Origin of the sequence: Azospirillum aestuarii (assembly GCF_016632405.1) — a bacterium.
In the GTDB taxonomy this organism is placed as follows: Bacteria; Pseudomonadota; Alphaproteobacteria; order Azospirillales; family Azospirillaceae; genus Azospirillum; species Azospirillum aestuarii.
The window spans coordinates 111140-124301 of sequence record NZ_JAEPIV010000007.1; the positions used below are offsets into that span (position 1 = coordinate 111140).

Here is a 13162-nt window from a genome sequence, read left to right on the forward strand (position 1 = left end):
CCCATAGCTGTTCTCAAATGCCCTTCTGGCTAATCGTTCTCCACGCCAAGGTAAGCCCAACCGCCGCCATTCTGTAGTCCGTCAAAGGGCTGACATCCCCTTGCCGGAAAAATTTCACGAGCCGGACGATTTTGGTTGCCTTCCGGTCACGCCGCGATTAAAAACCGCGCCACCGCAGACGACGGCCCCGCCGGCGCCGCGGCAGAGAGAAGCGCCCGTAGCTCAGCTGGATAGAGCACCAGACTACGAATCTGGGGGTCAGGAGTTCGAATCTCTTCGGGCGCGCCACTCTCCTTTCTTTGCAAAGCTTGCAAAATCCTCTCCATAATATTCTGATGCACGCGGTTGGATCAATCGATCCGACGGCGTTTTCGCTGTTTCCAGCGTGTGCGCTGAACCGGAGGGAGCCGTCATGACGGGACCACTTGCGGCCACGCCGCTGACGATGGATGGGTTGCCGGCGCTCGCCGCCCTTCTCGCCTCCGCAGGGTTGCCGAACGAGGACATCGCCACCGCAGGGCGGTGTTTCTGGCGCCTGGACGGTCCCGACGGGCTTGTGGGCTATGGCGGCCTGGAGGTCTACGAACGCGACGGACTTCTCCGCTCGGTCGTCGTCCTGCCGGAGCGGCGCCGCAAGGGCAATGGGCGTATGGTGGCGGAGGCGATTTGCCACGAGGCCGTGATGCTCGGCCTGAACCGGTTGTGGCTGCTGACCACAGACGCCGCCGGCCTCTTCGAGCGCATCGGCTTCGAATGGGCGGAGCGGAGCGAGGCGCCGCCGGGTATCCGCGCCAGTGCGCAGTTCGCCGGCCTCTGCCCTGCCAGCGCCGTCTGTCTGCGCCGCGATCTCGTTCAGCCAACCCGTTGAAGATTGGTGGGCCCGGCCGGATTCGAACCGACGACAACACCGTTATGAGCGGCGCGTTCTAACCGCTGAACTACAGGCCCCCACCAAGGGATGCCGAATGTGCCCAGAACCGGGAGTTTATGCAACCCCGTTCGAGAGGGGCCGCAACCAAAATGAAGGCGCCCAAAAATGAAAAGGGGGACCCGAAGGCCCCCCGCTTTCCATACGACAGCATTCCGTGCGGAGCTTCCGCCCCAAGGAACCCTCAGGTGTCGAGGAAGCTGCGCAGCTTGCGCGACCGCGACGGGTGCTTCAGCTTGCGCAGGGCCTTCGCCTCGATCTGACGGATGCGCTCGCGCGTCACGTTGAACTGCTGGCCGACCTCTTCCAGCGTGTGGTCGGTGTTCATGCCGATGCCGAAGCGCATGCGCAGGACACGCTCCTCGCGCGGGGTCAGCGAGGCCAGGACGCGGGTCGTCGTCTCGCGCAGGTTCGCCTGGATGGCGGCGTCGAGCGGCAGGACCGCGTTCTTGTCCTCGATGAAATCGCCGAGATGCGAATCCTCCTCGTCGCCGATCGGCGTTTCGAGGGAGATCGGCTCCTTGGCGATCTTCAGGACCTTGCGGACCTTCTCCAGCGGCATCATCAGACGCTCCGCCAGCTCCTCCGGGGTCGGCTCGCGGCCGATCTCGTGCAGCATCTGGCGGCTGGTGCGGACCAGCTTGTTGATCGTCTCGATCATGTGGACCGGGATGCGGATGGTCCGCGCCTGGTCGGCGATCGAGCGGGTGATCGCCTGACGAATCCACCACGTCGCGTAGGTCGAGAACTTGTAGCCGCGCCGGTACTCGAACTTATCCACCGCCTTCATCAGGCCGATGTTGCCCTCCTGGATCAGATCCAGGAACTGCAGGCCGCGGTTCGTGTACTTCTTCGCGATGGAGATCACGAGGCGCAGGTTGGCCTCGACCATCTCCTTCTTCGCGCGGCTCGCCTCCTTCTCGCCCTTCTGGACGGTGGAGACGATGCGGCGGAACTCGCTGATCGGCAGCTTGGCCTCATCCGAGATGCTCGACACGCCGTCGCGCGTCTTGCGGATGTCGGCCTCGTATTTGTCGTAGAACTTGCCCCAGGTCTTGGGGTTCAGGCCGCGGATGCGCTCCAGCCAGTTCGGGTCGAGCTCGTGCCCGAAATAGTGGTTGAGGAAGTCCTCGCGCTTCACGCGGCAGTCGGTCGCCATGCGCAGAAGCTTGCCTTCGAAGCCGGTCAGCTTGCGGTTCAGGGCGTAGAGCTGCTCGACAAGCTGCTCGATGCGCTGGTTGTTCAGACGCACCGTGTTCATCAGCTCGACCATCTCGGTCTTGAGCTTGTCGTACTTCTTGTCCGACTGCTTGGCCACATCCTCGCCGCGCTGGATGGCCGCGATGCGGCCCTCGTGCAGCTTGTGCAGCTTGTCGTAGGTGGCCTTGATCTTCTCGAAGGTCTCGATGACCTGCGGCTTCAGCGCGGCTTCCATGGCCGACAGGGACAGGCTGTTGTCGCCGTCCTCGTCGCCTTCCTCCTCGCTTTCGCCCTCGGGGCGCGGCGGACGCTCCTCCTCGGTCGCCTCCGGAGCGGCTTCCACCGGCTCGGCCAGACCTTCGGGGATCTCCTCACCGTCCGGGCCGCCACCGTAGGTGGCGTCCAGATCGATGATGTCGCGCAGCAGCATCTTCCCTTCCATGAGGGCGTCATGCCACTCGAGGATGGCGCGGATGGTCAGCGGCGATTCGCAGATCGCCCCGATCATCATCTCGCGCCCGGCCTCGATGCGCTTGGCGATGGCGATCTCGCCCTCGCGGGACAGCAGCTCGACCGAACCCATCTCGCGCAGATACATGCGCACGGGGTCGTCGGTGCGGCCGATGTCGTCGTCGTCCAGATTGCCGGCGGACCGGCCTTCGCCCTCGCCGTCGGCGTTGGCGTTGCCTTCCGAGTCCTGCTCTTCCGATTCGACGATGTTGATGCCCATCTCGGAGAGCATGGCCATCGTGTCTTCGATCTGCTCGGAAGACGATGTATCCTGCGGCAGGGCAGCGTTCAGCTCGTCATAGGTGACGTAGCCACGCTCCTTGCCGCGGGCGATCATCTTCTTGACGGCAAGACCCATGCCGTCCATGAGCGGGCCGTCGCCGGCCTCGTCCCGGGCTTCGGAAACTTCAACGCTGTTCGCAGCTTTCGTGGCCATGCGATCGATGCCCCCGCATTACCCCATTATAAAAACCCATAGCACGCATCGCAGCGGCCCCCCGCTGTCGATCCGCACCTGCTTAAACCGGTTGTGAACCGTTCCGGACCTTGTCCGGACAGACCCCTCCGGGTCTCATTCCCTCCGGCCCTTCCCTTCCGCACCACGCCCGGCGGCGGCGGCCGCTAGGCATCGTCGAGATCCTCGTCATCCGTCATACCCATTCCGGACCTGATGACCTCCTGTTGAAGGGCCACGACCCGCGCGAAGTTCGCCTCGCTGTTGTCACGGGCCAAAGCCGCCTCCGCTTCTCTCAAATCGGCCATCACCTGCCTATGATGAAGGTGATGCCATGTCGGCCACCACCCCCGCTTCGCGTCCAGGGAGGACGCATCCGGGCGTGCAAAGCCGGCATGGACATAGGTCGACTCGCTGAGCAGAGAGCGGACAATGGTATCATAGCCGGCGGAAGACAAGTGGCGACAAAGCGATGCGGCGTCAAGTCCCGAGTCGTTTTCCCGCCGTTCGGCAAGCAATCCAATGACCGCTTGGCGCAATTCCTCCAATTCCCGGTCGGGAAAAGGCAGCATGCCCAACGATTCGCCCAACTCATCAAACAACTCGGGGTGATTGATGATCACGGCGAGCAGAACGCGCTCCCGCGCGGCGGCGAGATTGCCGGGGTTGCGGCGGCGGTGGCCGGGCGGCGGCGCGGTGCGCAGGCCCGGCAGGCCCGGCGTGTGACGGCGCGTCTGCTGGCCGAAACGCCCCCCCTGCCCCCCGCCCTGCCAGGAACCGCCCGGGACCCAGGGGCCGCGGTCGTTGCGCTGGCGCGGCGGCGGGGCGAAGGCCTCGTCGACGCGGCGGCGCATCTCCGTGCGGTAGAAGGACTGCACGTCGCGGTCGGCGATCTGCCCCACCCGCGAGTCCAGCGCCGCCTTCACCGCCGCCTTTGATTCCGGGGTGCCGGTGGGCTTGCCCTCGGTCTCCATCCGCCACACCGCCTCGGACAGCGGGATGGCCTCGCCGAGCACCTCCTGCATGGCGCGGGGGCCGTGCAGACGGATCAGGCTGTCGGGGTCCTCCCCCTCCGGCAGGAAGGCGACACGGGCGGAATGGCCGGGGGCGAGGTGCGGCAGGATGCGTTCCACCGCCCGCCACGCCGCCCGCCGCCCGGCGTTGTCGCCGTCGAAGCAGAGGAACGGCACCTTCTCCGCGTCGGGAATCAGCTTCCACAGTTCCTGGATCTGCGTCTCGGTCAGGGCGGTGCCGAGCGGCGCCACGGCACCCTCGAACCCGGCGCGGACCAGTGCGATGACGTCCATGTAGCCTTCGGCGACGATCACCGGCTTGCCGTCCGCCGCCGCCTGCCGCGCCCGCGACAGGCCGTACAACAGCGTGCCCTTGTGGAACAGCGGCGTATCGGCGGTGTTGACGTATTTCGGGCCGTCGCCCTCCAGGATGCGCCCGCCGAAGGCGACCACCCGGCCGCGCCGGTCGGTCACCGGGAAGATCACCCGGTTGCGGAAGAAGCTGTAGGGCGTGCGCCCGTCCTCCGGCCGCTTCAGCAGTCCAGCGGTCACCATGTCCTCTTCGGAGAAGCCCTGCTTCAGCAGCTGGCCGCGCAGCGCGCCGGAGTCACCGGGGGCGAAGCCCAGGCGGAAGCGCGCCATGCCGTCGGTGTCCAGCCCGCGGCGCTGGAAATACTCCAGCCCGGCGCGGCCCGCGGGAGCGTAGAGCTGCTGCTCGAACCAGCGGGCGGCCTGCTCGACCAGATCGTGCAGCGTCTTGCGCCGCTCGTAGCGCTGCTTGTCCTCCTCGGTGGCGCGAGGGACGGGCATTCCCGCCTCGCCGGCCAGCGCTTCCACCGCCTCCGGGAAGGCGAGGTTGTCGTGGCGCATCACGAAACCGATGATGTCGCCGTGCGCCCCGCAACCGAAGCAATGGAAAAAGCCCTTCTGGTCGTTGACGTAAAAGGAAGGCGACTTCTCGTTGTGGAAGGGGCACGGCGCCTTGTACTCGCGGCCGGCGCGGATCAGGCGCAGGCGCTTGCCCACCACGTCCGACAGGGCGAGACGGGTGCGGAGCTCTTCCAGGAATTGGGGCGGGAAGGCCATGGGCGGGCGGCACCCGTGCTAGATCGGCAACCGCACGCTCAGCAGGCCGACAGTTGCTGCTTCACGGTGCCGCTGACCTTGGAGAAGTCCATCTGGCCGGCGTAGCGGGTCTTCAGCTCCGCCATCACCTTGCCCATGTCCTTGATGCAGGTGGCGCCGATCTCGTCCACCACCGTCTTGACGGCGGCGGCCACCTCCTCCTCCGACATCTGCTTGGGCAGGAAGCCCTCGATGATGGTGATCTCCTCGCGCTCCTGCTCGGCCAGCTCCAGGCGGCCGCCCTGCTCGTACAGCTTGATCGACTCGCCGCGCTGCTTGATCATCGTCTGCAGCATGGAGAGGATCTCGGCCTCGTCGATGCCGTCGGTGACGCCGCGCGAGCGCGCCGCGATGTCCCGGTCCTTCAGCGCGGCCAGGATCAGGCGCACGGTCGAGACGGCGCGCTGGTTCTTGGCGAGCATCGCCTGCTTCAAAGCCTCGTTCAGGCGCGTGCGCAGCATTGCGTGTGTCCTTGTATCGTCAGGGTGTCGTCAGGTCGAAACGATCAACGGCGGATCGGAAGCACCCGTGCCGCCGCCCGGCCGTCCGTGGGAATGCGCGGGAGATGCGGCGCGAACCGGTAATATTCCTAAATTTGCGCCGGATTGCCACGTCAATTCCGAAGAGGCGGCTCCCCCCCCTTCAACAGCCGAGCCCCACCGGTGAAGCACGGCGAATATGCAAACGCGCCGCTGGAAATCGGGGTACCAATCGTCATATACGGTTGACCGGCTCACCCGTCCCGACTAATCGATCCAGGCTCAGACACCCGGCCGCAAGGAACCGGGATGGCGGGGCACGGACCGACGACGACGCGTGCGCCCAGCGGGGCGGGACGCGGCGCCGACGTTCCGCGAAGCAGGAATATGTGGCCCGCGGCGGCTCTTGATAAGGTCTGAAGGATGGCTCAATCGACTCTCCCGGCGGGCGATGCCGGCGCTTACACCGGTGTCCTGGTTCTGGCCGACGGCACCGTCTTCAAGGGCCGAGGCATCGGTGCGGTGGGGGATTCGGTGGGCGAGGTGTGCTTCAACACCTCGATGACCGGCTATCAGGAAATCCTGACCGACCCCAGCTACGCCGGGCAGATCATCACCTTCACCTTCCCCCACATCGGCAACACCGGCGCCAACCCGGAGGACATCGAGACGGTGACCCCCGCCGCGCGCGGCCTGATCCTGCGCGCCGACATCACCGACCCGTCGAACTGGCGCGCCACCCGCCATCTCGACGACTGGCTGAAGAGCTACGGTCTGGTCGGTCTGGCCGGGGTGGACACCCGCCGCCTGACCCGCCGCATCCGCGACCTGGGCGCGCCGAACGGCGTCGTCGCCCACGCGCCGGACGGCCGATTCGACCTCGACGCGCTGGTCGCCAAGGCCAAGGGCTGGCCGGGGCTGGAGGGCATGGACCTCGCCAAGGACGTCTCCTGCCGCCAGACCTACGGCTGGGATGAGGGCGCCTGGACGCTCGGCGCCGGCTACGCCACACAGGAGAGCCCGCGCTTCCACGTCGTGGCGATCGATTTCGGCGCCAAGCGCAACATCCTGCGCTGCCTCGCGGCGGCCGGCTGCAAGGTGACCGTGGTTCCGGGCACCGCCACCGTCGAGGAGGTGATGCGCCACAAGCCGGACGGCGTCTTCCTGTCCAATGGCCCCGGCGACCCCGCGGCCACCGGCGAGTACGCCGTGCCGACGATCAAGGGCCTGCTGGACACCGGCCTGCCGATGTTCGGCATCTGCCTGGGCCACCAGATGCTCTCGCTGGCGCTCGGCGCCAAGACGAAGAAGATGTCGCTGGGCCATCGCGGCGCCAACCATCCGGTGAAGGACCTGGCCTCCGGCCGGGTCGAGATCACCAGCCAGAACCACGGCTTCGTGGTGATGGAGGAGACCCTGCCCGCCGACGCCGAGGTGACCCATGTCAGCCTGTTCGACGGCTCCAACGAGGGCATCCGGCTGAAGAACAAGCCGGTCTTCTCGGTGCAGTACCACCCGGAAGCCTCGCCCGGCCCGCAGGACAGCCACTATCTGTTCGACCGCTTCGTGGCGCTGATGGACGGCAAGCCGTCGGCCTGACCCCCGGCCAACACCCCGGCCGATGACGGGAAAGGAGCCGCTTGCGGCTCCTTTTTCTTTTCACGCACGCCGTGTCTTCGCGCTCTTCGCCTTCTCCGCCGGCTCCATTCGATCGAATGAGTTAGCGGTATTCCCACCCCTTTCGATAAAAACCCTGCCCCGTCAAAGGTGTGTCCTTTGCTGCCGGACTCTGCGATGGTTACGGACACCACCCTTGCCATGCATACCGGAGCATGACATCTCGTGCCTGTGCACGCTCAGGATGACGATACCCCTGCCGCCAACGAAGGCGTGGCGGGCGACGATCAGTCCCGGACCGGCGGGCTGTCGCTCCGCACCGGGCTGGTGCTGCTGGTCATGGCGGCGCTGTTGCCGATGCTGGGATTCGCCGGCTGGACGGTCTTCCGCATGGCCGAGACGCAGAGCGCCGCGATCGAGCGATCCGGCCAGGATCTGGCCCGGACGCTGGCCGTCGCCATCGACCGCGAACTCATGGCGATGGAGACGACGCTCCAGGTTCTGACGACCTCTCCCCACTTGGCGAAGGGCGATCTCGCCGCCTTCCACCGGCAGGCGACCGAGGTGCTTCGGCACAAGGGCTCCCGGCGCGAGGGCGTCCACATCGTGCTGAGCAACGCCCAAGGCCAGCAGCTGATCAACACGCGCCGGCCGTTCGGGGAGCCGCTCCCCCGCACCGCGGTGACGGGCCTCGTCCGGAGGACGGCGGACAGCGGTCAGACCCAGATCTCCGAGATCTTCACGGGCGTCGTCGCCCAACGTCCCCTGGTCGCCGTCGCCTTGCCGATCACGCGGAATGGACCCTCGGAGCATGTGCTTGCCATGAGCATCCCGACCGAGATGTTCATCGAGGTGCTGCGCCAGCAGAGCCTTCCTGAGGGATGGATCGCCGCCCTATGGGACCGGCAAGGGGTCGTCATCACCCGGACCGCGGCCTCCGACACCTTCACCGGCACGCCGATTTCAGCGGAGGTGTTCCGCCGGACCGCCTCGGCGAGTTCGGGGACCTTCACCGCCATGGCGCGGGACGGCACGCCGCTGTTCAACGCCTTCGCCCGGTCGGAGCTGTCGGGCTGGACCGTCGCCGTCGGCGTCCCGCAGACGCTGATCGCCGAGCCCATGCGCCGCTCGGTCACGCTGGTGTTGTGCGGCGGCGGCATCCTGCTGCTGATCAGTCTGGCGATGGCGCTGGCGGTCGGGCGGCGCATCGCCGATCCGGTCGCGGCGCTGGCCGGCTCCGCCCTGGCGCTGGGACGCGACGGCCCGCACGCCTCGCTGGTGATGACCGCCCCCGCACCGATCCGCGAGGTCAACGCGGTGGCCGGAGCGTTGAACCGGGCGGCCCGCCGCCTGCGCGACAGCGAGGCGCAGCAGCGGCTGGTCATGGAGGTCGTCGGGCTGGGCGTCTGGCGCTTCGACATGCGCAGCCGCCGCTTCTACGGGTCGGACCGCACCGCCGCGCTCCTGGGCGTCCCGGTGCTCGACGGCGCCTCGGTCGAGTCCTGGATTCGCAACGTCGCGGCGGACCACCGCAACGCCATCCGCGCCGCCCTCTTCCGCGACGATCCGCCGAAGGGCGAACTGGAGGCGGAGTTCCCCGTGGGCTCGCCCGACGGGCAGGTGCGCTGGCTGGCCATGCGCGGCTCCTGCCTGACCGACCCGGACGGCACCACCCGCGCCGTCGGCATCCTGGAGGATGTGACGGAGCGGCGGCGCGCCCACGAGATGCAGCTGGGCGAACTGGTGGACCGCCACGCCTCCGACCGCCGGCTGTTCGCCGCGATCATCGAAAGCTCCACCGACCTGATCGTCGCGGTGGACCAGGAATGTCGTTACATTCTCTTCAACGGCGCCTACCAGCGGGAGGTCGAGGCGCTGTACGGCCATCGCCCGGCCATCGGCCAGCGCCTGCTGGAGATGATGGAGCATCTGCCCACCGCGCAGGTCACTGCGGAATCCCTGTGGAGCCGCGCGCTCGGCGGGGAACGCTTCACCATCGTGGAGGAGCTGGGCGACCCCACCCTGCAGCGCAAGCGCTACGAGCTGGCCTTCGGCACCATCCTGGATTCCAGCGGGCGGCGCATCGGCGCCTATCACGTCGCCCGCGACGTCGAGGAACGGGAGCGCACGGGCCAGGCCCTGCGCGAGATCGAGGAGACGCTGCACCAGGCCCGCAAGATGGAGGCCATCGGTCAGCTCACCGGCGGCATCGCCCACGACTTCAACAACCTGCTGCAGGCCATCGGCACCTCGCTCTACCTGCTGCGCGCCGCCGGCGAAGGGGGTGGGGCCGCCCACCCCCAGGCTCTCGACATGGCGGAAAAGGCGGTGGAGCGCGGCGCCACCCTGACCCAGCATCTCCTGGCCTTCTCCCGCCGGCAGCGCCTGGAGCCGAAGACGGTCGACGTCGGCGCCCTGGTCACGGGCATGGGCGGGCTGCTGGAACGCACGCTGGGCGGCACCACCCGCATCGTGACCGAGACGGCCCCCAGCCTGTGGCCGGCGCGGGTCGACCCGAACCAGCTCGAAATGGCCATTCTCAACCTCGCCATCAACGCGCGGGACGCGATGGCGGCGGGCGGCACCCTGACCATCCGCACCGGCAATTGCCCGGACGACGCGGAAGGTCGTCCGCTCGACCTCGCCGCCGGGGACTGCGTGTCCATCGCCGTCGCCGACACCGGCAGCGGGATGAGCGAGGAGACGGCGGCCCGCGCCTTCGAGCCCTTCTTCACGACGAAGGGCGTCGGGCACGGCACCGGCCTGGGTCTGTCGATGGTGCACGGGCTGGCCGCGCAGTCCGGCGGAACGGTGGTGCTCACGACCCGGCTGGGCACCGGCACGACGGTGACGCTCTATCTGCCGCGGGCCGACGCCGAGGAGGATGCGGGCCAGGACGCCGAACCGCCCGCCGCCGTGCCATCCCCGCCCCGCCCCGCCACCATCCTGCTGGTGGAGGACGAGGCGCTGGTCCGCATGGCAACCGCAACGGTTCTGGAGCATGCCGGTTTCCGCATCATGGAGGCGTCCAGCGGCCCCGATGCGCTGGACGTCTTCGCCCGCGAACCGGAGGTGGACCTCGTGCTGACCGATTACGCGATGCCCGGCATGACGGGGTTGGAGTTGGTGCAGGAGTTGCGCGCCCGCCGCCCCGGCCTGCCGGTCCTGATGGTCACCGGCTATGCGGAGATCCAGCGCGCCTCGGCGCTGGACGGGCTGCCCATCCTCCAGAAGCCCTATCAGGCCGACGAGTTGGTCGCCCGCATCCGCGCCGCCCTGCCCGCGGCTCCGCCCGGCTGACGGCCGCCGCCCGCCCGGAGGCTTCATGCCGCCGCCCGCCCCGTTCCATCCGCCCTCGTTCCATCCGCCTTGCCCGCTCTGCGGTCGCCCGATGGTGCCCGGCCCCAGCCTGAACGAGCACCACCTGATTCCGCGCACCTACGGCGGACAGGACACGGTGACCATGCACCGCGTCTGCCACGCCAAGATCCACGCGGTGCTGAGCGAGGCGGACCTGCGCGACCACTACCACACCATCGGCAGCCTGCGCGCCCACCCGGACATCGCCGCCTTCCTGCGCTGGGTGTCCCGCAAGCCGCCGGAGTTCATCGACCGCCACGCCTCCGGACGCGGGCGCCGGCGGTGACGCGCCGCTCGATGGGTCAGACGCGCCCGAGGTAGCGGTTGATCTCGCCGTTGCAGGAGCGGCTGATGCGCTCGTATTCGGCGGGGGTGTCGATGCGGGCCTGACGCGCGTTGCGTTCGCGTCCGAACTCCTCCATCAGCTGGCGCATCGCCGCCTTGATCGGCTGCTCGATCGCCGCCATGACCTGCCGCTCGGAGCGCCCCTGGGCCGGGCGGGCGCGGCCGACCACATCCTCCAGCCGGCGCTTCAGAACCGGCACATACTCGCGCAGAAGCTGCTCATCCACCGTGACGTGGCTCATCTCGTGGGCCAGGACCTCGCCATGGATGCAACTGCCCTGCGGCAGCTCACGGGCGACATAGACGGTGCGCTCGTCGTAGCCGAAGGTGACGGTCAGGGTCTGCGCCGCGCCACAGTAGCGGCCCTGCCCCAGCGACGCCGTCATGACGCCGGCCTGCCATTGCTGATTGTATTGGATGGCCGCCAGTCCCAGCGTGTGGGAATTGGCGGTCCGCCCCGCGATGGGCCGCCGCCCCGGCTTCTGGGCCAGTTGCCGGATGGACTGGCTGTAATCGGTGCGCAGCGGGGCGATTTGCAGATCGAGGACCACGCGGGCCGGCGCGAAGTTTGGACAGGCGGCGACTCCGCCCTGGGCCGTCGCGGTTTGCGCGGCCGCGGGCGCTGAAAAGCCAAGCCCTCCCCCACCCAGGCACAGGAGCGTCAGAAGGCCGGCGCGCAGGCGCGGTCGGAACGGGCGGAGGATCATTCCGCCTATGTCGGTGCGGCCCCCGCCGACGGCAAGGGCCGCAACGCCGGACCTCAGCGCTTGCCCGGATAGAGGAAGCGGGCCTTCAGCGTGCCCTCGATGGCGCGCAGGTCGCTCGCCACCTCGTTCTCCTCCACGTCGCCGTCGACATCCACCACGACGTAGCCCAGCTCCGGATCGGTCTGGAGATACTGCGCGGCGATGTTGAGGTTGCGGCCCGAGAAGACCTCGTTGATCTTGCGCAGCACGCCCGGACGGTTCTCGTGGACGTGCAGGAAGCGGGTGCAGCCGGCGTGGACGACCGGCAGGCCGACCTGCGGGAAGTTCACCGCCCCCATGGTCGAGCCGTTGTCCGAATACTCGATCAGCTTCTGCGACACCTCGGTGCCGATGTTGGCCTGCGCCTCCATCGTCGAACCGCCGATGTGCGGGGTCAGGATCACGTTGTCGAGCCCGCGCAGCGCGCTCTCGAACACCTCCTTGTCGCCGCCCGGTTCCTTCGGGAACACGTCGATGGCGGCACCCAGCACGTGCTTGTCCTTCAGTGCGGCGGCCAGCGCCTCGATCACCACGACCTTGCCGCGGGCGGCGTTGATCAGGTGGGCGCCCTTCTTCATGGCGCGGATCTGCGCCTCGCCGATCATGTCGCGGGTCTGCGGCGTGTCGGGGACGTGCAGCGTCACCACGTCGGACACCGCCAGCAGCTCCTCCAGCGAGTGGCAGGGCTGCGCGTTGCCGAGCGCCAGCTTGTTCACGACGTCGTAGTAGCGGACCTTCATGCCCATCGATTCGGCCATGATCGACACCTGCGTGCCGATGTGGCCGTAGCCGACGATGCCCAGCGTCTTGCCGCGGATCTCGTACGAGTCCTTGGCCGACTTCATCCAGCCGCCGCCATGCACGAGGTTCGACTTCGAGAAGATGCCGCGCATCAGCATGATGACCTCGCCGATCACCAGCTCCGCCACCGACCGGGTGTTCGAATAGGGCGCGTTGAAGACCGGGATGCCGAGTCGGCGGGCGGCCTTCAGATCGACCTGATTCGTGCCGATGCAGAAGCAGCCGACGCTGAACAGCCGCTGCGCCGCCTCCAGCACCCTGGCGGTCAGTTGGGTGCGCGAGCGGATGCCCAGCATGTGGACGGACCCGATGCGCTCCAGCAGTTCCGCCTCGTCCAGCGCGTGCGGCAGACGCTCCACGGTGGCGTAGCCGCCATGCGCCAGCTCGTTGATGGCGTTGTCGTGAACGCCTTCGAGCAGCAGGATGTTGATCTTGTCCTTGGAGAGCGAGAGCTTCGTCACGGCCGGCATCCGTCGAAATGAATGGCCCCGCACGCGGCGGGCCGCCAATAATGCGAGCGCGCAAGGTAATGCCAAGCGCCGGCCTTGTCACGCGAGGGATGTTGCGCTGCCGCCGCCATTCCG

The 13162-nt window shown here is 68.0% G+C and carries 9 protein-coding genes and 2 tRNA genes; 5 read left to right on the plus strand and 6 right to left on the minus strand.

The window, feature by feature from the left end:
• The first annotated feature begins 211 nt into the window (after positions 1-211).
• Positions 212-288: transfer RNA gene (locus JJL56_RS15200), tRNA-Arg, on the plus strand.
• A gap of 124 nt (positions 289-412) precedes the next feature.
• Entirely contained in the window at positions 413-868 is a 456-nt protein-coding gene (gene arsN2, locus JJL56_RS15205) for an arsenic resistance N-acetyltransferase ArsN2 (protein ID WP_145626428.1), read from the plus strand.
• A 4-nt stretch (positions 869-872) separates the two neighbouring features.
• On the opposite strand, the gene JJL56_RS15210 is transcribed toward arsN2, so the two are convergent.
• The 4 genes from JJL56_RS15210 to JJL56_RS15225 form a co-directional block, all read right to left on the minus strand.
• Positions 873-948: transfer RNA gene (locus tag JJL56_RS15210), tRNA-Ile, on the minus strand.
• Between the two features lie 164 nt (positions 949-1112).
• A complete protein-coding gene (gene rpoD, locus JJL56_RS15215; protein WP_200485550.1) occupies positions 1113-3074 on the minus strand; it encodes an RNA polymerase sigma factor RpoD in 1962 nt (653 codons plus the stop codon).
• A gap of 185 nt (positions 3075-3259) precedes the next feature.
• Positions 3260-5191 carry a DNA primase gene (dnaG, locus tag JJL56_RS15220; protein WP_145626425.1) on the minus strand — a complete coding sequence of 644 codons (1932 nt, stop codon included), beginning with the start codon at positions 5189-5191 and terminating at the stop codon, positions 3260-3262.
• Between the two features lie 38 nt (positions 5192-5229).
• Positions 5230-5691, minus strand: a complete 462-nt coding sequence (locus tag JJL56_RS15225; RefSeq protein WP_145626424.1) for a GatB/YqeY domain-containing protein — start codon at positions 5689-5691, stop codon at positions 5230-5232.
• A 441-nt stretch (positions 5692-6132) separates the two neighbouring features.
• Between JJL56_RS15225 and carA the strand changes: the two genes are divergently transcribed.
• The 3 genes from carA (at position 6133) to JJL56_RS15240 (ending at position 10972) form a co-directional block, all read left to right on the plus strand.
• A complete protein-coding gene (gene carA, locus JJL56_RS15230; protein ID WP_200485551.1) occupies positions 6133-7308 on the plus strand; it encodes a glutamine-hydrolyzing carbamoyl-phosphate synthase small subunit in 1176 nt (391 codons plus the stop codon).
• A gap of 243 nt (positions 7309-7551) precedes the next feature.
• Positions 7552-10626, plus strand: a complete 3075-nt coding sequence (locus JJL56_RS15235) for a response regulator (protein ID WP_200485552.1) — start codon at positions 7552-7554, stop codon at positions 10624-10626.
• A gap of 25 nt (positions 10627-10651) precedes the next feature.
• Complete coding sequence (locus tag JJL56_RS15240; RefSeq protein ID WP_247891083.1) at positions 10652-10972, plus strand: HNH endonuclease; 321 nt, start codon at positions 10652-10654, stop codon at positions 10970-10972.
• 16 nt (positions 10973-10988) lie between these two features.
• On the opposite strand, the gene JJL56_RS15245 is transcribed toward JJL56_RS15240, so the two are convergent.
• Together JJL56_RS15245 and serA are read right to left on the minus strand one after the other, a co-directional pair.
• The gene (locus tag JJL56_RS15245) at positions 10989-11738 is read right to left on the minus strand and encodes a hypothetical protein (protein WP_200485553.1); all 750 of its coding nucleotides are present in this window, start codon (positions 11736-11738) and stop codon (positions 10989-10991) included.
• A gap of 53 nt (positions 11739-11791) precedes the next feature.
• Positions 11792-13039: a phosphoglycerate dehydrogenase gene (gene serA / locus JJL56_RS15250; protein WP_145626420.1), complete on the minus strand. Its 1248-nt coding sequence runs from the start codon at positions 13037-13039 to the stop codon at positions 11792-11794.
• Positions 13040-13162: the final 123 nt, after the last annotated feature.

What these genes read in the sequence shown, in the direction of transcription:
- arsN2 (WP_145626428.1), top strand. Translation starts at nt 413, where the DNA reads ATGACGGGACCACTTGCGGCCACGCCGCTGACGATGGATGGGTTGCCG.
- rpoD (WP_200485550.1), bottom strand. Translation starts at nt 3,074, where the DNA reads ATGGCCACGAAAGCTGCGAACAGCGTTGAAGTTTCCGAAGCCCGGGAC.
- dnaG (WP_145626425.1), bottom strand. Translation starts at nt 5,191, where the DNA reads ATGGCCTTCCCGCCCCAATTCCTGGAAGAGCTCCGCACCCGTCTCGCC.
- JJL56_RS15225 (WP_145626424.1), bottom strand. Translation starts at nt 5,691, where the DNA reads ATGCTGCGCACGCGCCTGAACGAGGCTTTGAAGCAGGCGATGCTCGCC.
- carA (WP_200485551.1), top strand. Translation starts at nt 6,133, where the DNA reads ATGGCTCAATCGACTCTCCCGGCGGGCGATGCCGGCGCTTACACCGGT.
- JJL56_RS15240 (WP_247891083.1), top strand. Translation starts at nt 10,652, where the DNA reads ATGCCGCCGCCCGCCCCGTTCCATCCGCCCTCGTTCCATCCGCCTTGC.
- JJL56_RS15245 (WP_200485553.1), bottom strand. Translation starts at nt 11,738, where the DNA reads ATGATCCTCCGCCCGTTCCGACCGCGCCTGCGCGCCGGCCTTCTGACG.